Origin of the sequence: Mesobacillus stamsii (assembly GCF_030814065.1) — a bacterium.
Classification (GTDB): Bacteria; Bacillota; Bacilli; order Bacillales; family Cytobacillaceae; genus Mesobacillus; species Mesobacillus stamsii.
On the sequence record NZ_JAUSUN010000021.1, the window covers coordinates 29,788 to 49,752 of the forward strand.

Here is a 19,965-nt window from a genome sequence, read left to right on the forward strand (position 1 = left end):
GCGAGGATTTTTCCATATATTTATAAACCAAATTAAATAAAATTTTTATGAAAGTGGGGTTTAAATTAGCTATGAAGATGCTTGCTAAATGGCGTCTGCTATCCTTGTTTGCATTGATAGCATTAGTCTTGTCAGGCTGTGGTGAGCCATACTTGTCTGCGTTAAGACCTGCAGGTGAGGTTGCTCAATCTCAGTATGAACTCATGTTGTTGAGCACGGCAATTATGGTGGGAGTAATTGCAGTCGTCACAATTATCTTTATTTATGTTGTCATAAAATTCCGCAGGAAAAATGACAACGAAATTCCAAAGCAGGTTGAAGGCAGCCACAAACTGGAGATCCTTTGGACTGTTATTCCGATCTTATTGCTTTTAATTTTAGCTGTTCCAACTGTGGCTCAAACTTTCAAGTTAGCGGATGTATCTCCAATGGACAAGAAAAACGCAGATGGTAAAACGGATGCGCTAGTAGTCAATGTCCGTGCAAGTCTGTATTGGTGGGAATTTGAATATCCAAATGAAGGAATTATCACTAGTCAAGAAATGGTCGTGCCAACAGATGAAAAGGTTTACTTTAACCTGAAGGCTTCCGATGTAAAGCACTCTTTCTGGATTCCTGCAATCGGAGGAAAGATGGATACAAACACCGAGAATGTTAATAAATTCTGGCTTGAATTCGACAGTAAGGCAGCGGATGAAGCTGGCGGCCTTTTCTACGGAAAATGCGCTGAGTTATGTGGCCCTTCACACGCATTGATGGACTTCAAAGTAAAGACACTGCCACGTGATGAATTCGATCAATGGGTTGCAAGCATGAAAGCAGTGAAAGAACCTGCTAAAGCTGAAACAGCAAGTGCTCAGCAAGGACAGGAAATCTTCAATAACAGCTGTATTGGATGTCACGCTGTAACTCCTGCAAACACGGCTCCCGAAGCAGCGCGTGTTGGTCCTAACCTGACTAACTTCGGTGACCGTTCCCGTGTTGCTGGTATTCTTGATCATTCTGCAGAAAATGTGAAGAAATGGATTGAAGACCCAGAGGCATATAAGCCAGGGAATAAGATGACTGAAAAGTATCCACAACTTTCTTCAGAAGAACTAGACGCAGTGGCTGAGTATCTGATGGGCTTGAAGGTTCAGAAATAAAAGGGAATTTGTTTGAAAGGGAGGTAAAACTGTGAGTACCTATGCTCAGAAAAAAGGATTTGGCGCAACATTGTGGGATTACCTGACAACAGTTGACCACAAGAAAATTGCTATCCTTTATCTTATCGCTGGTGGATTCTTCTTCCTTCTTGGAGGGCTAGAAGCGCTATTTATCCGAATCCAGCTAGCTGTGCCGAATAACGACTTTGTTAGCGCAGGATTCTATAATGAAATTCTGACAATGCACGGAACGACGATGATCTTCCTTGCAGCTATGCCGCTAGTATTTGCATTCATGAATGCTGTTATGCCGCTTCAAATTGGTGCGCGTGACGTTGCGTTCCCATTCTTGAACTCTTTAGGATTTTGGTTGTTTTTCTTCGGCGGAGTATTCCTGAACCTTTCATGGTTCTTGGGAGGAGCTCCTGATGCTGGCTGGACTTCTTATGCATCCTTATCCTTAACATCTACAACGCATGGGATCGACTTCTATGCGCTTGGTTTGCAGATTTCCGGTATGGGAACACTTATAGGAGGGATCAATTTCCTCGTTACGATCATTAACATGCGCGCTCCGGGGATGACTTATATGAGAATGCCGATGTTCACTTGGGCTACATTTGTGACATCTGCACTGATTTTGTTTGCATTTCCTCCTTTGACAGTAGGCCTGTTTTTATTGATTTTTGACCGCATGTTCGGTTCTAGTTTCTTTAATGTAGCAAACGGTGGGAACACGATTATTTGGGAACACCTTTTCTGGATCTTTGGTCATCCGGAAGTTTATATCTTAATTTTGCCGGCTTTCGGTATTTTCTCTGAGATATTCGCAATCTTCTCTAGAAAACGGCTTTTTGGTTACTCTTCCATGGTATTTGCAACCATTTTGATTGGTTTTCTAGGTTTCATGGTATGGGCTCACCATATGTTTACAACAGGTCTTGGACCGATCGCAAACGCCATTTTTGCGGTAGCAACCATGGCGATTGCTGTGCCAACTGGTATCAAGATTTTTAACTGGTTATTTACAATGTGGGGGGGAAGCATCAAGTTCTCGACGCCAATGCTCTGGGCTGTAGCATTTATCCCATCATTCGTAGCAGGTGGTGTAACTGGTGTCATGCTTGCAACAGCTGCGGCTGATTATCAGTACCATGATACCTATTTCGTTGTCGCTCACTTCCATTATGTTATTGTAGGCGGGGTAGTATTCGCACTGTTTGCAGGTGCACACCTTTACTGGCCGAAAATGTTCGGTACTATGCTAAACGAAACGCTTGGGAAAATCACTTTCTGGTTATTCCTGATTGGTTTCCATTTAACATTCTTCATCCAGCACTTCCTGGGATTGATGGGTATGCCACGGCGTATCTTCACATACCTTCCTGGACAGGGACTGGAAACAGGAAACCTCGTCAGTTCCATTGGAGCGGCATTGATGGGAGTTGCTGTATTGGTCCTGCTGGTCAACGTTGTCACAACAACTGTTAAAAACGAAAAGGTTGGCAATGATCCATGGGGTGATGGCCGTACCCTTGAGTGGGCAATTGCATCCCCACCGCCATTCTATAATTTTAAACAGCTGCCATTAGTTCGTGGTTTGGATGCTTATTGGCTGGAAAAAATGGAAGGCAAAAAAGGGATGACGCCAGCAGAACCAATTGGCGATATTCATATGCCAAACAACTCCTTTATTCCATTCGTGCTTGTGCTTGGACTCTTCATTGCAGCATTTGGAACAATGTACCATGCAGAAACGAGCTGGGGCTTGCCAGTACTGATTCTTGGCATGGCCGTGACATTGGGAGCAATGTTTGTCCGTTCGATTAAAGATGATCATGGCTTCCATATTCATAAAGAAGACTTAATAGATGATGATAAAGATAAGGGGGTAAAGGCATAATGCAAGCTGAAGAAAGATTCACGTATGAAACATGGCCTGCCGAGCCTGAAAAAGCAACCCTCGAAGCAAAAAACAAATTTTTGGGCTTTTGGTTCTTCCTTGGTGGGGAAACAGTTTTGTTCGCAACTTTATTTGCGACCTATCTGGCGTTGAAAGATAAGGTGCCTAGTGCAGACCATGCATTAGCTAAAGATCTCTTTGAAATACCACTTGCTTTTGCTGCAACGATGCTGCTTTTAACGAGTTCTTTGACAAGTGTATATGCGATGTACCACATGAAGAATTTTCAATTTAAAAAAATGCAGCTTTGGTTAGGTTTAACAGTAGCTCTTGGTGCTGCCTTCCTCGGCCTTGAAATTTATGAATTCAACCACTATGTACATCAATTTGGCCACACCTTCACTAGCAGTGCGTTCGGGTCGGCCTTCTATACGCTGGTCGGTTTTCATGGAGGTCACGTAGCATTTGGACTGCTGTGGATCACAACATTGATGATCCGTAATTCCAAACGTGGGTTGAATCTATACAACGCGCCTAAGTTTTATGTTGCTAGTCTCTACTGGCACTTCATCGACGTTGTATGGGTATTCATCTTTACGGTTGTATATCTGATGGGAATGGTGGGATAAACTGATGGCTAATCAACAATCAAGTTCAGGGAACCCAAGTGTAGACACTGAATATCGGCGCAAAAAAAATGCCGAAGAAATGAGATATCAAATTGTTTCTTTTACATTGATGATTTTTCTGACAATTGTTTCCTTTGTGGCAGTTGGATATGAAGGATTTTCTGGCTGGTTCACCGTTCCATTCATCATTTTGCTTGCTGTCATTCAGGTGGTTTTCCAGCTCTACTATTTTATGCACATGAGTCACAAAGGACATGAAGCACCTTCATTATTCCTGTATTCTGGTGTCCTAGTAGGTGCCGTTACAATCTTAGCATTCAGTACCATAATCTGGTGGTAAGCCATAAGAATCATTTGAAGAAAAATCGGCTGTTTTAGTCGATTTTTTCTTTAAGTGTCGCTTGTAAGGGAATTATGAAAGTACTGAATGATTGATGTTGCATACCTGATGGAAGTATAATGTAAGAAAAGTTAGAAAACAGGACGAGGTGAAACCAGAATGCTTACTCTAGAAATATTTGGGTTCAGGGCCATGTGGAGTCCGGATTTGTTTATGGTGCTTTCCGCTCTATTAGTTGCTTATTACTTGTTGGTATTCAAATATTATCGCCGATTTAAAGAAGGAACGAAGGCTACATGGCAACAGGCGGCTTATTTTACATCTGCCATTATTGTGCTGTATACCATTAAGGGATCACCTGTCGATTTAATGGCCCATATTACGTTTTACATGCACATGATCCAGATGGCTGTCCTTTTTCTTGTGGTACCGCCCTTGTTGATTTTCGGTCTGCCTGATTGGCTATGGCGTTCCCTGCTTTCCCTGCCGGCAGTCGAGCCTTTGGTGCGCTTTTTCACCAAGCCGTTGATTGCCTTGATTATGTTTAATGGAGTATTCTCTATTTACCATATTCCACTGATTTTTGATTTTGTCAAAACGAATGTTTGGCTGCATGCCGGCTATACATCCGTGCTTTTTGTACTGGCCATGTTCATGTGGTGGCCTCTGGTCAATAAACTGGAGGAGTATCAAACATTATCGGGCGTGAAAAAAATGGGCTATATCTTTGCGGACGGTGTATTGATTACCCCGGCTTGTGCATTAATTATTTTTGCAGACACACCAATGTATGCTACTTTTTCAGATCCGAATGCATGGGGAGAAGCATTGAAATTATGTGTACCGCCGTCCACTCTATCGAGTTTAAATCTCAGCGGACCAGAAACTTTCAGTTCTATTTCGCTTTTGCATGACCAACAGCTTGGCGGGGTCATCATGAAGGTAATCCAGGAAATCGTGTATGGTATTTTCCTCGGATATGCATTCTTCCAGTGGTTCCGGAATGAAGAGGCACGACAAGCTGAACAGGATGCCATCAATTTTGCCAGCGCTCCACAGCCATTAAAATAAATGAATTGGAAAAGCTTCCTTTAGGAGAGGAAGCTTTTCTTTTAGTGCTTTTCCTGTGATTTAGGTAATCAAAGATTGAAAAATAGGGGAATGTCCCATAAAATTAACTGTATGGAGAAATACGAATGGAGAGGGAAATGAAATGTTGAATTTACCAATTTTACCTACGATCAGCACGACCTTTATTGTCCTCAGCGCCATTACAGTGGCAATAGGCTGGGTACAGATAAAACAAAAAAAAATTGATAAACATCGTGTGACAATGACCCTTGCAGGAATATTTGCGACGATCTTTTTTGTCATTTACGCTACAAGAACGATTTTCATTGGTAACACATCTTTTGGTGGACCAGCTGATATCAAGATCTATTATACCTTATTTTTGATTTTCCATATTTCACTTGCAACAACTGGAGCAGTGCTTGGAATCATCTCTCTTTACTCAGGATACAAGAATAAACTAGAGCGCCATCGGAAATTTGGTCCGATAACAAGTGTTACCTGGTTTTTTACCGGTATCACAGGTGTAGCTGTATATCTGCTTCTTTATGTATTTTATAAGGGCGGAGAAACTACTTCAGTCATCAAAGCGATTCTCGGAACTTAGGGAATTCTCGACAAAGCTGTCCGAAGCAACCTATCAAGTGACTGAAAGGGGATCCAATTGCATGGAGATCAAAGTTTTAACATTAGATGATTATCTGCAATCAATCAAATTATCCGAGTATGCTTTTCAGTACAGTGTGCCGGAAAGTGATATTCCAAAAAGGCTGGAAAAGTTGAAAAAACATCGGTTGTTAGGGATTTTCGAAGGAGAAGAGCTAGCATCCAAACTGCATATTCTTTCTCTGAAGGTATTGCTGGGAAAAACAGAGTGGAAAATGGGCGGAATCGCCGGTGTGGCTACCTATCCTGAATACCGGCGCAAAGGGCATGTAAATGCCCTATTGAAAAGGGCGCTGGCAGATATGAACCAAGATGGGAGTCTTGTTTCTTTCCTTCATCCTTTCCAAATCGATTTTTACAGAAGGTTTGGCTGGGAAATTATTTCTGATAACAAGAAAGTGACAGTGGAAAAGGTCCATTTAAAGCCGTTGGATATCCAGCCTGGAAAAATTGGTCGCCATACCGAGAAGGATCATACTCTTGATATCGAAACAGTATATCGTCAGTATGCCGCTATGCATAGCGGTATGTTAGCACGTGATATTGATTGGTGGAAATCGAGTGTATATGGCTCTAATTTCGCCGCTGTCTATTACGATTCAACCAATGTCCCAGCCGGTTACCTCATCTACGAGGTTAAGGATAAGATCATGAAGGTGGAGGAATATGTTTCCTTAACCAATGAAGCGAGAAAAGGCCTTTGGAACTTTGTCTGCCAGCATGATTCTATGGTGGACAAAGTGGAATTGAAGGTATCCGTTCATGATCCGTTTCCGTATTTTTTAAAAGAGCCTATGCTTAAAACAGAGATTACGCCCTATTTTATGGGGAGGATCGTTAATGCCGAAGAGGCACTGTCCAGCTATCCCTTTTTGTTTAGTGATATCGACAAAAAAGTTTTCATTCACCTCGATGACAGCGCTGCTCCCTGGAATAATGGCACTTATTTGATAAGCAATCAAGGCATCAAGTTTTATCCGGTGAAAGAAGGGGCTTCCTGTCTCACGGCTCCAAAACGCGGATTGCAAATGAACATCAATTCTTTAACGGCAATATTATTCGGTTATAAGCGGCCTTACGAATTGAACGAATTGGAACTTATAAAAGGAGATTGGGAAGAAGTGGATGAGCTTGAGAAGCTCATCCCGGCCTTCAAACCACTCTTTTATGATTTCTTTTAACGATTTACAATAGAAAACAGGAAAACCCGGTGTGTTGACTTCCAGGTTTTTACGTGTTTAAATTTTAAATTTCCATTTAATGATCCCTGCTTCTTTCGCCGAATTAAAACCGATCACAAGAAGCGGACCGATGATTAAGCCTATGAAACCAAAAAGCTTTAATCCAAGGTACAGGGCAATTAATATAGCCAAGGGAGACAGTCCGATTTGACCGCCCACCTTTGGTTCAACTAACCGTCTGATGATCAGTAAGGTTGCGGCTAAAACAGCAAGTTGGACCCCAAGTGCGATATTTCCAGTCGCAAGGTGGAAAATAGACCAAGGTGCAAGGATGACGATTGAGCCAATTAGCGGGAAGAAATCGATAATCCAGATGATCGCTGACATGATAATAGCATATTTTGGTGTGAGAAAAAGCAATCCAATCAAGGCAACGGTGAAAATAATCACACTGACTAAGAATTGGGCTTTAATATATCCGAATACAACATAGGAAAGCCGCGACGTCATGAAATGAACTTTATCCGCTGTTTTTTCTGTTAAGTGATTATAGACATTTTTTCGTAAGGAAGGCAGTTCCAGCAAGAACAGGTACAAGGCAATTAAATAAACAAGAAAACTGATCAGAAAATTCGGAATATAAGTCAACAATACTTTTAAATTATTTATATTAATAAAAGCGATCATGTCATTTTTGAGATTATTAACAAAGTCCTCGGCTCTGTTGCTAATTTCCATGATCACCTCTGCGGGAAGGTCGTTCGCAGCTTCCACGAATTTGTTTTCGACCATATACCAGGCATTGGTAATATCATTAATATAGACTGGTGTATTATTTATAAGATCAATTGCCTTTGTTATTGCCGTCGTTGTAAGGAAATAGCCCATAACTAAAATAAGAAAGAAAAATAGAAGGAAAATGATCAGTACAGCCAGCCGTCTGCTGCTCGCAAACTTTTTCTGAAAATACACCACTGCCGGCTCAAGAAAGAGGGCGGTGATCAATGCAGCGATTAACGGAATCGACACAGGAATGATAATAAAAAGAATGGCTGCTACAAAGATAGTGATAAAAGTGATAATTACCGTACGTTTTGTGAGAATACCGGACAATTGGAGCTCCTTTCTATACTCGTGTGGAGTCATTCAGATTTGGTCAAATCAACAAAATTCCTTAACATTTAAATTATAGTATGCATTTACTATAAGAAACAACAGTTTGCTCATGCATTTTTAACTATTATAAGGACATAAACGGACTGCTGTTGAAAAAATGGTCGATACGGCTAAACACTTTGTTCGATAACCTAACTATCTAGGGGTGAGGCAATGAAAACTTCAGAGAACATCCTTCCAGCTCCATTTGACGATGTAAGCCGGGCAATTTGTACCATCGTCCATGCAAACATTCATGAAACGGGTTGGCTGCAACATTCTGCCATTCAAATACCTGTATTTCGCAAAGGTTCTTTTAGTGCCAAAGGAGTCAGCTGTGAGCTAGAACAAGGAAAAGTGACTATAAAAGTGTTTGTCCACGCTATTGTTAGGGGAACACTCCGTCTATCATAGTGCAATGGAGCTTCAGCGCTGCATTGCCGAGGAAATCATTCTCTACACCTCTTTATTGCCGCGGAAAATCGATGTGATCGTTACTGGCGTAAAAGCAAAAAAGACGCAATAAATGCACCTTCTTTGTGAGATAACAAATATAAAATTCTTAGAGAATTGTCGAGCTTCGGGGCTGACCAAGGCGCTTGCGCTTTTCTTTCTAGATTAAGAAGGTTTAATATTCACTTCGAGAATTGTCTAGCTCCATCGCCTAGCCCCTCGAGTCGCTTCGGTCCGCCCAATGAAGTCAAAGAACGACTTCACTGTGCGCCCCTCCAGCGCTTGTCGGGGCTGACCAAGGCGCTTGCGCTTTTCTTTCTAGATAGCAAATTTTTCGATTTCTGCTTTTACTTCCTTCAGAAGTTTTTCACACTGGTTAACCAATGATTTTGGAAAGTGTTCCCCTTCCCCATATTCCACACCGTGCGGATAATAATGTTTGCCGAGCAAAGGAGTCATCAGCTGAATGATTGCTTTGTGTGCTCCAACATCACCCTCGTGGGCATAACCCTGGACACGTAGATAATATGTACCTTCCTTGATGACGAGCTTTTTGTCATAAGTTACTCGCTCGTAATCCCATTGTCCCTCACGAACAAGACCATAGTCGAGCATAAGCTCATCGAGTCGGTTCAAGTCCGCCTTAAGATTTTCAATACCTGTATTTTCAAATTTCATCCTGTTCCCTCCTAATAACCAATGGAAAGCGAATCGCGCTATAATTTGGTATATCTCCATTTTAATAATAGTAAAAATATGTTTAAGTTGCAATGAATATAAAGCATTTTTCCATCTTTCCTGCGTTTTTTCAATACAGGATATTTTAAGATCTAATTTTTTTTGGCATAAATAGCTAAATCACGGCAACCATAATAACGATCAGGTTAATCTGGACGAAAAAGGAGGAAAATAACCGTGCGTAAAATCCGTGATATTATGACGAGCGATGTGGAAACTTGTACCTTGCTGGATAATGTATTCGAAGTAGCAGTGAAGATGAAGGAACTCGATGTAGGAGCGATTCCAATTGTTGATCATGATAAACTGGCAGGGATGATTACCGACCGTGATATCGTCATTAGAGGGATAGCAGAAAAACATCCACCTTCCTCAAAGGTGGAAAGGGTTATGAGTGACCATCTTGTTACAGCTACACCCGATATGTCCACGACAGAAGCTGCCAGCCTAATGGCGAAACACCAGATCAGAAGGCTCCCTGTGGTCGAAGGAGATAAATTGGTAGGAATAGTGGCACTTGGTGATTTTGCTGTCGATGAGATGACAGACGATCAAGCTCGTTATGCATTAACCGAAATCTCAGAATCCGAAAATCACATCCAATAGTAAGGAAAAAGCACCCACTGTCACGGGTGCTTTTTCTTATGATATCAGAATTTATATATTTACCCTTTTTTGTAATTGCGGGAAAATCGAGGCATGGAGCCAAATATTCTTAAACGAATCTTTTTTGTTGATAGGCACGAAGGCAAAAAACGTCTCGAGGAGTTAGTGGCAAACGGCTTGCCTAAGCGTTGGGCTATGCGCTAATGCTGGACAAATTTATTTTGACAGGTTTGAGGATGTAGAGCGAAAAGTTGTCAAGAAAGCCCTGTTATTTTGACAGGTTTGGAGGTGTAGAGCGAAAAGTTGTCAAGAAAGCCCTGTTATTTTGACAGGTTTGGGGGTGTAGAGCGGAAAGTTGTCAAGAAAGCCCCGTTATTTTGACAGGTTTGGGGGTGTAGAGCGGAAAGTTGTCAAGAAAGCCCCGTTATTTTGACAGGTTTGGGGGTGGAGAGCGAAAAGTTGTCAAGAAAGCCCGTTTATTTTGACAGGTTTGTGGGTGTAGAGCGGGAAGTTGTCAAGAAAGCCCCAAAAAAACCGATCCTGTGATGGTTTGGGGTGAAATTATTTATTTGGATGGTGATAGGCGCGGTTGCTATCGGAAAGTTTTGAGAGAAGCGAGGGGAGGCTCACCTGTCGCCCCGCGGAAAGCGAGTTTCTGGAGTGGAAATCGATTATCAGCCAAACCCAAAAAAGGACCGGGCGCAGTTTGCCCGGTTTTTCTTATGAAAAAAATTTTTGTTCAGATGAGGCAAAGTGTCTAACGACCAATGCGCAGTCCTATTATAAAGATCAAAATAAATGATATAATAAAAGTTAAAATCGCTCATATAGTGATAGAGAGAATAGCAATACTTGTTGACACGAATAAGGGGGGATTCATCTGCGAACGTTAGGAAGGATATTGGTGTTTGTTGCAATCTTTCTTTTAATAGGTTTATACATCGGTTATAACGAAGAAAAAAATAATGATTTAGTAGTCGAACAGAAACCAGCTTCTAAAGTGGATGAAACTCTTGAAAAGGAGATCAAAGAACAAAAAATCAGCAATGGCGTCGAACAGCCGCAGCAAGGTTTAGCCTCTTTATTGGGAAAAGACATAGATGGACTAAAAGGAGTTCTTGGCAATCCAGATAGAGTGGACCTATCTGCATTTGGTTTTCATTGGTGGATCTTCAACCAAGCCTCCGATCACTATATTCAAGCCGGTATCTTAAATGATAAGGTAGTCACAGCCTATGGGACAGGCCAGAAGGTGGACGTAATGCCATTTGAAATTGGCCAGCCGATCGAAGATATTTTTTCAATGAATGTGATTGAACCAGAAGTGACGTTCGAATATAATGGGAGCACTTTCAAATTCGAGCTATCGGAACAGGATATGAACACAAGGCCACTCGTTAAGATGGGTGACTACTTCGTACAGCTTTATATCGATAAATTCACGAGTTCCGTATCAAGCATTCGGTATATGGATAAGGAGACAATCATTAAACAGCGGCCGTATGAGATGATTTACAGAGGAACGCTGGTCGATCCCCCTGCGTTAACCGAAAGCGACTGGGTTAGGGTGGAAGCTGGCCAGCAGAAACAAATTTTTGACATAACCAATGTGATCAGGGCGAGGCATAAACTCCCATTACTTGAGTGGGACGAAAAAACAGCAGAGGTGGCTTATGCCCACAGCAAAGATATGGCAATCGAAGATTATTTTTCTCATGAATCGGAAAAGTACGGCAATCTGTCAGAAAGACTAAGCGCGGCTGATATATTATATGAAGTGGCCGGGGAAAACATTGCGGCCAACTATATGGATGCGCCAGCGGTGGTAGAAGGCTGGCTGAATAGTGAACCTCACCGTGAGGCGCTATTAAATGAAGAATTTTCCCATCTAGGGGTAGGAGTATATCAAAACCATTATACCCAGAATTTTTTAAAAAAATGGAATCAACCGTAATGGCATCTCATATAGGTATTCTCCCGCCAAGCTGGGGTCTAGAATAGAAAGTATAAAATTCCCTTCGAGAATTGTCTACTCCTAGCCCCACGAGTCGCTTGTCTAGCTGCGGCACCTAACTCCTCGAGACATTGGAGGGAAGCCAATCATATTTTAAAGATGAGGATTAATAATAATGTGTTATCTGATGAAATGCCTGCATAAGGGTATCTTTCTGCTTGAAAGGTGCCCTTATAGAGGTGGAAATGCTGGCATAAGGGTTCTTTCCGCTTGAAAGATGCCCTTATAGAGGTAGAAATGCCTGCATAAGGGTATCTTTCCGCTTGAAAGGTGCCCTTATGGTAGTTTTTACAGTAAAAAACCACGAACCATATAAAACTTGAGGAGTTGTGATTTCCAATTTTCTATATGTACATTCCTCTACTACATCTATCAATATTCTAAATAATTAAATTCATTTATTATTCTTTTCTTGATTTTTTAGAATTTTTTCTAATATTTCTTTTGTCTCAGATGCGTCTATCCCACGCTTTACTGCTAACTCTATGATTGCATATTGTACAAGGATACCTATTAAAATAAAAATTATAACCATGAAAATATCCATATAGTCCCCCCTTGTAAATTTTTTTATTCCTTCCAGTAAATATATATATTACTACTATAATAATTGAGGGTTCCAGAGAATAAAAGGATTACAAAAAAATTCGGGTTTTATTTGTGCTTTATTTATTAACATCAAACCACCTACTACATTTAAAGAACAATTGGAGTTGTATAAGAGTTGAAAGATGCACCTTTAAATTAGCAAATTTCGAAAGATTTTAGATACTGATTTTGCCACTTAGAAGTTTGAGAAGGCATAGTTTTCAAGAAAAGGACGTTATTTTGACAGGTTTGGAGGGAGAAGAGGCAAACCTGTCAAGAAATCCTCGTTATTTTGATTCTCTTTGTGGTTTCCTCTTCCAGATGGAATCATTTATGCTGTTTTTCGATAACGAAAAAGCTTCCGGAAGAGGAGGCAATTTTTTTCCCGTCCGACCGGAATACATCGGCTTCAAGGACTAGGGTGCTTCTTCCTTTATGAATCAGCGAGGCTTTGCAATGGAGTTTATCGCCGATCCCCGGGGCAAGAAAATGGATGTTAAGCTGCGATGTCACTGCTGCGTAGCCGTCTGGAACCAATTTGTTCGCCAATGTTCCCATTGTTGTATCCAGTAAAGTGGCGGTAAATCCCCCATGAACTATCCCTAGTGTATTGTCAAGTACGCTTGTAATTGGAATATCAATTTCGCATGTTTGATCATCGAGTCTCCGATCCATATGCATCAGGCCATCGATATACGTACTATTTTTGCCATCCAATTTATTCTTGATTCCGGTGAGCACAGTTTGAAGTGCTGCTAATTCCTGTTCACCCGAATGCGAGATGCATTCGTCCAAAAGTTGATGTAAATCTTTTTTCACTATGATTAACCTCTTTCTAAATGGCTCTGCTTCTGTGATTCTAATCCTTATTTTATCAAAGCCTAATTGTTGTTTCTACTTTACCAAAATTGATGGCGATTGGGAACTATCCGATCTTCACCATTCATTGCATGTGTCATATGATATTATAGGCATTTGTGACACTGTGAGGTGAAAAGCATGGCGAAAAAGAAACTTCATCCCTCTGTTGAAAAGTTCAAGGAATTTGTCAAAGAACACCCGGACCTGGCACAGCAAGTACGGAAGGGGGAAACGACCTGGCAGGAAATGTTCGAGGAATGGTACTTGCTTGGGGAAGACGACCCAAGATGGAATACTATTTCAGATAACATAAAGGACAAGAAAAACGAAGACAAGGAACAGAAAACGGATTGGCTCGGTACCATTATGGGGGCAGTGAAAAATATGGACCCCGCTCAGGTGCAAGGGCAGATGAACAATATCAGTCAGGCACTCGGAGCGATCCAGGGCGTGCTTTCCCAGTTCCAGGGGAAAGCAGGCGGGTCTCAAGGGTCAAACAATTCAGGTCCCTCCAATCCCTTTTCATTTAGGAAGGATTAGAATGGAGGCCGAAAAAGATGCGAAGAGATGTGATGGATCAGTTGCGATCAAATAAGGAATTGATTGAGTTTGTCCGGGCACAGCCCCATTGGTACAGGAAGCTGAGCCGGGATCCTAGGAGTTTGCATGCAGCGCAAATTGCGGCACTGCATCATTTTGAAAAAACCATCCCCCATCGAGTTCAGAAGTTCTCCAATAATGTACAAATGGCATCGATGATGATGCAGATGTTCTCGACGATGAATTCACAGTCATGATAAAGCTTTCTGCTCGAATAGGCAGTGGTTTCTTTTACGTGTACCGGCCTGCGGACCAGAAAGCTTAGCTTTTCTGGCAGTTTCATGGTAAAATGGGTTCGGAGGTGAGATAGCATTGCTTGCTGTTACATCAGAAAGAGTCTTATTAATGGAAGAAGCTGAACAGTTAGTCAGCATGATTTTACAATCAGATATTGCCGAATATTATCGGGAATGCTTATATAAGGTTAAAACCAATGCCGAAACACAAAGGAAGGTCCGTGAATTTGTCGATATGAAGGATCGCTATGAAGAGGTCCAGCGTTTCGGGAAATACCATCCTGATTACAAGGATATCATGGGCAAGATCCGTCTTGTTAAAAGAGAGCTCGATATTGATTTGGTAATTGCTGAATTCAAGAAAGCGGAAAATGATTTACAAAGCCTTCTTGATGAAGTAAGCGTCATAATCGGCAGATCTGTTTCCGACAGTGTGAAAGTACCAACTGGAAACCCGTTTTTTGAAAGCTCCTGCAGTGGGGGATGCGGCAGCGGAGGAAGCTGTGGATGTTCCGCCTAACAGAAAAAGACGAACATGATTGAAAAAACAGGTTTTTGTATGCTAGACTAGTACAAAGGAAACGGTTACCGAAGGGGAAAAGAATATGATAGGACAGAGGCAAGGAATCATTGTATGGCTGTATTCGTTGAAACAGGCCAAGATGCTCAGACGATTTGGCAATGTCCATTTTGTCTCTAAAAAGTTAAAATATGCTGTTATTTATTGCAATCTCGACGAGACAGAAGGACTTATGGAAAAGATTCAATCCTATTCTTTCGTAAAAAAGGTGGAACCTTCTTACAAACCATTTTTAAAAATGGAGTTTGAAAATACTTCCCCAGACAAGGCAAAAGAATATGACTATAAGATGGGAATATAACCATATCAAAAAAGGCAGGGGAATCCTTGCCTTTTTTTGAAGAATAAGCAAGAAAAACCAGAAATCCACCGCCTCTTAAAAACCACGAAACTTTCCGCTAAAAAAACAAAACCTTGAGCCACTTAGGCTCAAGGCTTCCTTCCATGCACCGCAATGGCGCTGAAGGCAAAGGGAGAGGAGAAACCGGAGGAAGAACTTATGGGGAAACGTAAGTCTTCTCCGCGGTTGGCAACAACATCCTCAAATTGATGTTGTTACTCGTTATTCTTCCCATAATAGGAAGGGATATACATTGTTTGGTTAATTTTTTCGATGTGTGATAGGATAAGGGAGTAATTTTTCGGAATTCAATGTGAAAAAGCTTACATAATTAAGGAGCAAAAAAATGAGAGTTGTATCAGGTGATTTTAAGGGCAGAATGTTGAAAGCTGTGCCCGGGACTGCTACTAGGCCGACTACTGATAAAGTAAAGGAAGCTTTGTTCAATATGATAGGTCCTTATTTTACAGGGGGCCTTGGGCTTGATTTATTTGCCGGCAGTGGAGGCTTGGGAATCGAGGCACTTAGCAGAGGACTGGATCAGGTCATTTTTGTTGACCGTGATGGAAAGGCGATTCATGTTATAAATGAAAACTTAAAATCTTGTGGTCTGGAACAGAAAGCAGAGGTTTATCGAAACGATGCAATCAGAGCCTTGAAGGCGATTCAAAAAAGAAAACTGGTGTTTGATTTCGTTTTCCTGGACCCTCCTTACCAAAAACAACAGCTGGTGCTGCTAATGGAAATGATCGACAAAGATGGACTTATTCAACAGGAAGGAATGGTTATTTGTGAACATTCCTCCTCTATCAGCCTGCCTGAAAAAATAGGGAAATTAGTGCAAACTAGAAATGAATCTTATGGTATTATCGGAATAACACTATATAAAATGCAAGCAGAAGATGAGGGGGAAGTATAGTGGCAAGAGTTGCTGTTTGTCCAGGCAGTTTCGACCCTATTACATACGGGCACTTGGATATCATCACAAGGGCCGCGAAGGTTTTCGATGAACTTTATATCGTCGTGTTGAATAATTCTTCAAAGCAACCGCTATTTTCAGTAGAAGAAAGAATGGACTTGATAAACCAGGTCACCAAACGGATTCCAAATGTAAAAGTAGATTCCTTCCAGGGACTGCTGGTTGATTATGCCGATGGTGTCCATGCCCAGGCGATCATCAGGGGGTTGCGTGCCGTTTCGGATTTCGAGTATGAAATGCAAATCACTTCAATGAACAGAGTTTTGGATGACAAAATTGAAACGTTTTTCATCATGACGAATAACCAATACTCATTCTTAAGTTCCAGCATAGTGAAAGAAGTTGCCAGGTACGGTGGAAAAATCTCCGAATTGGTTCCTGATGAAGTCGAAGAAGCCTTACTGAAAAAATTCGATGATGATAAGAAAAACGGAAACGACTTAAGGTGTTAGGGGTCTTTAAGATGATTTTAGCGTATAAATATACGGTAAATCACCCGTTTCAAATAGAATTTGGTGCTGGATAAAAAATAACGGACAGAGATGTCCGTTATTTTTTATCCAGGAGTCGGATCCCGAGAATCCAAATATAAACAAGCAAACTGCCAATCGTGATCAATGGTCCTGCTGTAACAATGCGGCTGTATGTGTCGGCAAGGCGGCTTCCTTCTGAAGTGAAGTATTCCATTACCGGCAATACGTTTGACGGTTGTTCATCCTGAAAAAAGCGTTCATAAACAGGCTTCCAAAGGAGAAAAGCATAAAACGCAGCAAAGAATCCTTGAGCGATTCGCGCGAAAAAGAATGGCTGAAAGCGGATATCTGTCTGTGCGAGAATGCTAGCTACCTGTGCCTGAACACTAAAACCGCTGAATGCAAGGATGAAGCTTGTGATGATAGCCTGATGCATTAAGGTTGCGTCCTGAACCTGGCTGGTCATCTGACTGCCAAGTGTTATCTCGAATAATCCGGATATGAATGGCAGGCTGAGCATACCTGTCATTCCGAGCATTACGAGGATGTCTTCCAGAAATTTAGCAAGGAATACAGTAATATGCAGGTGAAATAATAGTTTGTTAATAACGGAGAACAAGATGATGAATCCCCCGATCATCAACAGTGTTTGGATGGAAGACGTTACGGCATCTCCGAGAAGCTTTCCGATTGGCCGGTTGTCCTGGACCCTAGCTCTATGCAATGCAGCAAAGGCATCCCTTAGCGATATTTTTGGCTTTTTATCTGTTGTAGTACGTTCTTCGCTCCTCCCATAAAATCTCATCATCAATCCGACGCTGATGTTGCCCAGATAATGTGCCAGCGCAAGGATGACCCCAAGATGGACATTGTAAAAGAAGCCGACTGAAACTGCTCCGAAAATAAACAACGGATTGGAGGAATTTGTGAAAGAAACTAGACGTTCTGCTTCAATTTTTGATAGCTGCCCTTCCTGACGCATCCTAGCCGTCAGCTTCGCTCCTGCTGGAAATCCCGAAGCGATCCCCATCGCCCAGACAAAACCGCCTACCCCCGGTACTTTGAAAAGTGGTCTCATCAAAGGCTCGAGAAGTATCCCGATAAAACGGACGACTCCAAGTCCAATCAGCATTTCGGATAAGATGAAAAACGGAAGGAGGGAGGGGAAGACAATTTCCCACCACATATTCAATCCCCTAATGGAAGCATCAAAGGATTCCTGGGGAAAGATGATGAGTGAAACAGCCAAAAAGGTGACGGAGGCTGCAAGGAAAAGGGTTTTTAATCTCGATTTTAGCACGTACAAATCTCCTTCCTACGGTCTTGCTGTGAAACTTTTTTAATCAATGGTAAAATAAAGTGATCTTAGCGGCCGATCATTTTTCAAGCCAGCTGGATCTATGTACATGGAAGGCTGTTATATTTAGTAAAAATTCCTTTTTTTAAAAAGGCCGGTTCTCACCACCAGTTATCCTAAAAAAATGATCAGTTTTCAGCCTTGTCCTCATATAAATCAATATACTCGCTAAACTTCAATTTAGACCAAGTTTGCGATGTATCAAAAAAACATGAGTATAAGGGAGGGAAGAGCTTTGACAAGACCACAAATCGGTTTAGCCCTTGGTTCTGGTGGTGCACGAGGATTTGCCCATTTAGGTGTCATAAAGGTCCTTCGGGACGAGGGTATCCCCATTGATTTAATAGCTGGAAGCAGCATGGGGGCTCTTGTTGCTGCATTCTACGGTGCAGGGCTGGACGTGGAACGGCTTTATAAATTATCAAAGGTATTCAAACGGAAATATTATCTTGATTTTACAGTTCCAAAGATGGGATTTATTGCAGGGAAAAGAGTCAAAGAGCTCATCAGAATTTTTACACACGGCAAAATGATTGAGGAACTGGATATCCCCATTGGAATTGTAGCAACAGATCTTATGTCGGGTGAGAAGGTAGTATTCAAACAGGGCCCAGTTGCGGAAGCGGTAAGGGCTAGTATTGCAATACCGGGTATTTTTGTGCCGGAGAAACTTGGTGGCCGCTTATTTGTTGATGGCGGAGTCGTGGACCGGATCCCCGTTTCAGTTGCCAAGGAAATGGGAGCAGATATCGTCATCGCCGTTGATGTTTCGAATGTGAAAATCAACGAGGAAGTGACTTCCATATTTGACGTAATCATGCAAAGTATCGATATTATGCAGATGGAGCTAGTTGCCAATCGCGAGGTTGCCTCAGATGTGATGATCCGACCGCCCGTTGAGATGTTTAACTCAAAAGCATTTACGAATATCGAAGAAATCATTACAATTGGTGAAGAAGAAGCAAGAAAGCATATCGATAAAATTAAACAAACCATTGGACAATGGAGGGGGCCCCAAACAGAATGAGCAGAAAGACATCGATAGGCATTTCTATATTGACAGCTATTTTCATTATTGTTAGTTCATTTTATTATTTACCATACTATGTAACAAAGCCCGGAATGGCAAAAGAGCTGGAACCGATCGTTGAGGTGGAAGGCGGTAATGACGAGGAAGGCAATTTCATGCTGACAACCGTCCGGATGGGCAGGGCTAATATTTATGCTTACGTCATCGCTAAGGTAAGTAAATACCAGGAAATTTATCCTGTTGAAGAGATCAGGGCAGCGGATGAATCAGATGAAGAATACAATATTCGCCAACTTCACATGATGGATAATTCTAAGACAGCAGCAATCGAGGTTGCCTATAAAAAAGCTGGAAAGCCTGTTGACTATATGTATAAAGGCGTTTATGTGCTTAGAACGATGGAAGGAATGCCAGCGGATGGGAAATTGAAGCCAGGAGACCTCGTCTACAAAGTGGATGATACTGCATTTTCTTCATCAGATGAATTCATTAAATACATTAGTACAAAAAAGCCAGGCGATACTGTAAATCTTGCATACAAGCGCAACGGGAAAACAAATCAGGTAAAAATCCCGTTAAAGGCTCTTGATGATGGAAGCAATCGTCCAGTAGTAGGTATTCAGCTTGTCGATGATAAAGAAATAAATGTTGAACCAGCTGTAACAGTTCAATCTGATGAAATCGGCGGACCATCAGCTGGGTTAATGTTTTCATTGGAAATCTACAATCAATTGGTCGCGGAGGATTTAACAAAAGGATATGAGATAGCTGGCACCGGAACGATGAGCCCCGATGGTACGGTTGGAAGAATCGGCGGAATCCAGCAAAAAGTAGTAGCAGCGGATAAGGCAGGTGTGGAATTCTTTTTTGCACCATTTGAAAAAGGAATGAAGGGCTCAAACTACGAAGAAGCACTGATTGCGGCAAAAGATATCAAAACGAATATGAAAATCATTCCAGTCGATACTTTCGATGAAGCTGTATCCTATCTGGAGAATCTAAAAGAAAAATCACGCTGAA

Annotated in this window: 23 protein-coding genes; 18 read left to right on the forward strand and 5 right to left on the reverse strand. The window is 41.6% G+C overall.

Translation table 11 applies throughout. The annotated features are described in order from the left end of the window. The first annotated feature begins 71 nt into the window (after positions 1-71). From coxB to J2S25_RS14880, 7 genes are all read left to right on the forward strand, one after another. A complete protein-coding gene (coxB, locus tag J2S25_RS14850) occupies positions 72-1,145 on the forward strand; it encodes a cytochrome c oxidase subunit II (protein WP_307192270.1) in 1,074 nt (357 codons plus the stop codon). A gap of 31 nt (positions 1,146-1,176) precedes the next feature. Next, positions 1,177-3,048: a cytochrome c oxidase subunit I gene (gene ctaD, locus J2S25_RS14855; RefSeq protein WP_307192271.1), complete on the forward strand. Its 1,872-nt coding sequence runs from the start codon at positions 1,177-1,179 to the stop codon at positions 3,046-3,048. Next, on the forward strand, positions 3,048-3,677 hold the full coding sequence (locus J2S25_RS14860) for a cytochrome (ubi)quinol oxidase subunit III (RefSeq protein ID WP_044391538.1): 630 nt from the start codon (positions 3,048-3,050) through the stop codon (positions 3,675-3,677). Before ctaD ends, J2S25_RS14860 begins: the two co-directional genes overlap by 1 nt. A gap of 4 nt (positions 3,678-3,681) precedes the next feature. Continuing rightward, positions 3,682-4,017: a cytochrome c oxidase subunit IVB gene (gene ctaF, locus J2S25_RS14865; RefSeq protein WP_307192272.1), complete on the forward strand. Its 336-nt coding sequence runs from the start codon at positions 3,682-3,684 to the stop codon at positions 4,015-4,017. A gap of 159 nt (positions 4,018-4,176) precedes the next feature. After that, positions 4,177-5,088 carry a cytochrome c oxidase assembly factor CtaG gene (gene ctaG, locus J2S25_RS14870; protein ID WP_044391540.1) on the forward strand — a complete coding sequence of 304 codons (912 nt, stop codon included), beginning with the start codon at positions 4,177-4,179 and terminating at the stop codon, positions 5,086-5,088. A gap of 142 nt (positions 5,089-5,230) precedes the next feature. Then, positions 5,231-5,695 (forward strand): DUF420 domain-containing protein, encoded by a 465-nt coding sequence (locus J2S25_RS14875; RefSeq protein WP_044391541.1) that lies wholly within the window; start codon positions 5,231-5,233, stop codon positions 5,693-5,695. A gap of 61 nt (positions 5,696-5,756) precedes the next feature. Beyond that, complete coding sequence (locus J2S25_RS14880) at positions 5,757-6,935, forward strand: GNAT family N-acetyltransferase (RefSeq protein WP_307192273.1); 1,179 nt, start codon at positions 5,757-5,759, stop codon at positions 6,933-6,935. 57 nt (positions 6,936-6,992) lie between these two features. Here the strand turns inward: J2S25_RS14880 and ytvI are convergent, their stop codons facing one another. Beyond that, positions 6,993-8,048: a sporulation integral membrane protein YtvI gene (ytvI, locus tag J2S25_RS14885; RefSeq protein WP_307192274.1), complete on the reverse strand. Its 1,056-nt coding sequence runs from the start codon at positions 8,046-8,048 to the stop codon at positions 6,993-6,995. Between the two features lie 216 nt (positions 8,049-8,264). Between ytvI and J2S25_RS14890 the strand changes: the two genes are divergently transcribed. Beyond that, positions 8,265-8,504 (forward strand): hypothetical protein, encoded by a 240-nt coding sequence (locus J2S25_RS14890; RefSeq protein ID WP_307192275.1) that lies wholly within the window; start codon positions 8,265-8,267, stop codon positions 8,502-8,504. Positions 8,505-8,861: 357 nt separating this feature from the next. On the opposite strand, the gene J2S25_RS14895 is transcribed toward J2S25_RS14890, so the two are convergent. Continuing rightward, the gene (locus tag J2S25_RS14895; RefSeq protein WP_307192276.1) at positions 8,862-9,221 is read right to left on the reverse strand and encodes a YugN family protein; all 360 of its coding nucleotides are present in this window, start codon (positions 9,219-9,221) and stop codon (positions 8,862-8,864) included. 237 nt (positions 9,222-9,458) lie between these two features. Here J2S25_RS14895 and J2S25_RS14900 point away from each other — a divergent pair, with 237 nt between their 5' ends. Next, positions 9,459-9,887: a CBS domain-containing protein gene (locus J2S25_RS14900; RefSeq protein ID WP_128721489.1), complete on the forward strand. Its 429-nt coding sequence runs from the start codon at positions 9,459-9,461 to the stop codon at positions 9,885-9,887. Between the two features lie 904 nt (positions 9,888-10,791). Next, positions 10,792-11,841 carry a CAP domain-containing protein gene (locus J2S25_RS14905; protein WP_307192277.1) on the forward strand — a complete coding sequence of 350 codons (1,050 nt, stop codon included), beginning with the start codon at positions 10,792-10,794 and terminating at the stop codon, positions 11,839-11,841. A 454-nt stretch (positions 11,842-12,295) separates the two neighbouring features. On the opposite strand, the gene J2S25_RS14910 is transcribed toward J2S25_RS14905, so the two are convergent. Further along, entirely contained in the window at positions 12,296-12,448 is a 153-nt protein-coding gene (locus tag J2S25_RS14910; protein ID WP_307192278.1) for a hypothetical protein, read from the reverse strand. Positions 12,449-12,816: 368 nt separating this feature from the next. Then, positions 12,817-13,308, reverse strand: coding sequence for a PaaI family thioesterase (locus tag J2S25_RS14915; protein ID WP_307192279.1), 492 nt, complete (start codon positions 13,306-13,308; stop codon positions 12,817-12,819). Positions 13,309-13,488: 180 nt separating this feature from the next. On the opposite strand from J2S25_RS14915, the gene J2S25_RS14920 reads away from it, so the two are divergent. The 6 genes from J2S25_RS14920 to coaD all read left to right on the forward strand — a co-directional run bounded on the left by J2S25_RS14920 (position 13,489) and on the right by coaD (position 16,537). Continuing rightward, positions 13,489-13,890: a YlbD family protein gene (locus J2S25_RS14920; RefSeq protein WP_044394815.1), complete on the forward strand. Its 402-nt coding sequence runs from the start codon at positions 13,489-13,491 to the stop codon at positions 13,888-13,890. Between the two features lie 17 nt (positions 13,891-13,907). Continuing rightward, positions 13,908-14,147, forward strand: a complete 240-nt coding sequence (locus J2S25_RS14925) for a YlbE-like family protein (protein ID WP_307192280.1) — start codon at positions 13,908-13,910, stop codon at positions 14,145-14,147. A 148-nt stretch (positions 14,148-14,295) separates the two neighbouring features. Next, the gene (locus J2S25_RS14930; protein WP_044394860.1) at positions 14,296-14,706 is read left to right on the forward strand and encodes a YlbF/YmcA family competence regulator; all 411 of its coding nucleotides are present in this window, start codon (positions 14,296-14,298) and stop codon (positions 14,704-14,706) included. A gap of 85 nt (positions 14,707-14,791) precedes the next feature. After that, entirely contained in the window at positions 14,792-15,067 is a 276-nt protein-coding gene (locus tag J2S25_RS14935) for a YlbG family protein (protein ID WP_044394821.1), read from the forward strand. A gap of 385 nt (positions 15,068-15,452) precedes the next feature. Beyond that, entirely contained in the window at positions 15,453-16,025 is a 573-nt protein-coding gene (gene rsmD, locus J2S25_RS14940) for a 16S rRNA (guanine(966)-N(2))-methyltransferase RsmD (RefSeq protein WP_307192281.1), read from the forward strand. Next, positions 16,025-16,537 (forward strand): pantetheine-phosphate adenylyltransferase, encoded by a 513-nt coding sequence (gene coaD / locus J2S25_RS14945; protein ID WP_307192282.1) that lies wholly within the window; start codon positions 16,025-16,027, stop codon positions 16,535-16,537. Before rsmD ends, coaD begins: the two co-directional genes overlap by 1 nt. A gap of 97 nt (positions 16,538-16,634) precedes the next feature. Here the strand turns inward: coaD and spoVV are convergent, their stop codons facing one another. After that, on the reverse strand, positions 16,635-17,858 hold the full coding sequence (gene spoVV, locus J2S25_RS14950; RefSeq protein WP_307192283.1) for a dipicolinic acid transporter SpoVV: 1,224 nt from the start codon (positions 17,856-17,858) through the stop codon (positions 16,635-16,637). Between the two features lie 268 nt (positions 17,859-18,126). Here spoVV and J2S25_RS14955 point away from each other — a divergent pair, with 268 nt between their 5' ends. After that, on the forward strand, positions 18,127-18,942 hold the full coding sequence (locus J2S25_RS14955; protein WP_198528206.1) for a patatin-like phospholipase family protein: 816 nt from the start codon (positions 18,127-18,129) through the stop codon (positions 18,940-18,942). Beyond that, positions 18,939-19,964, forward strand: coding sequence for a SepM family pheromone-processing serine protease (locus J2S25_RS14960; protein ID WP_307192284.1), 1,026 nt, complete (start codon positions 18,939-18,941; stop codon positions 19,962-19,964). Before J2S25_RS14955 ends, J2S25_RS14960 begins: the two co-directional genes overlap by 4 nt. Position 19,965 lies beyond the last annotated feature (1 nt).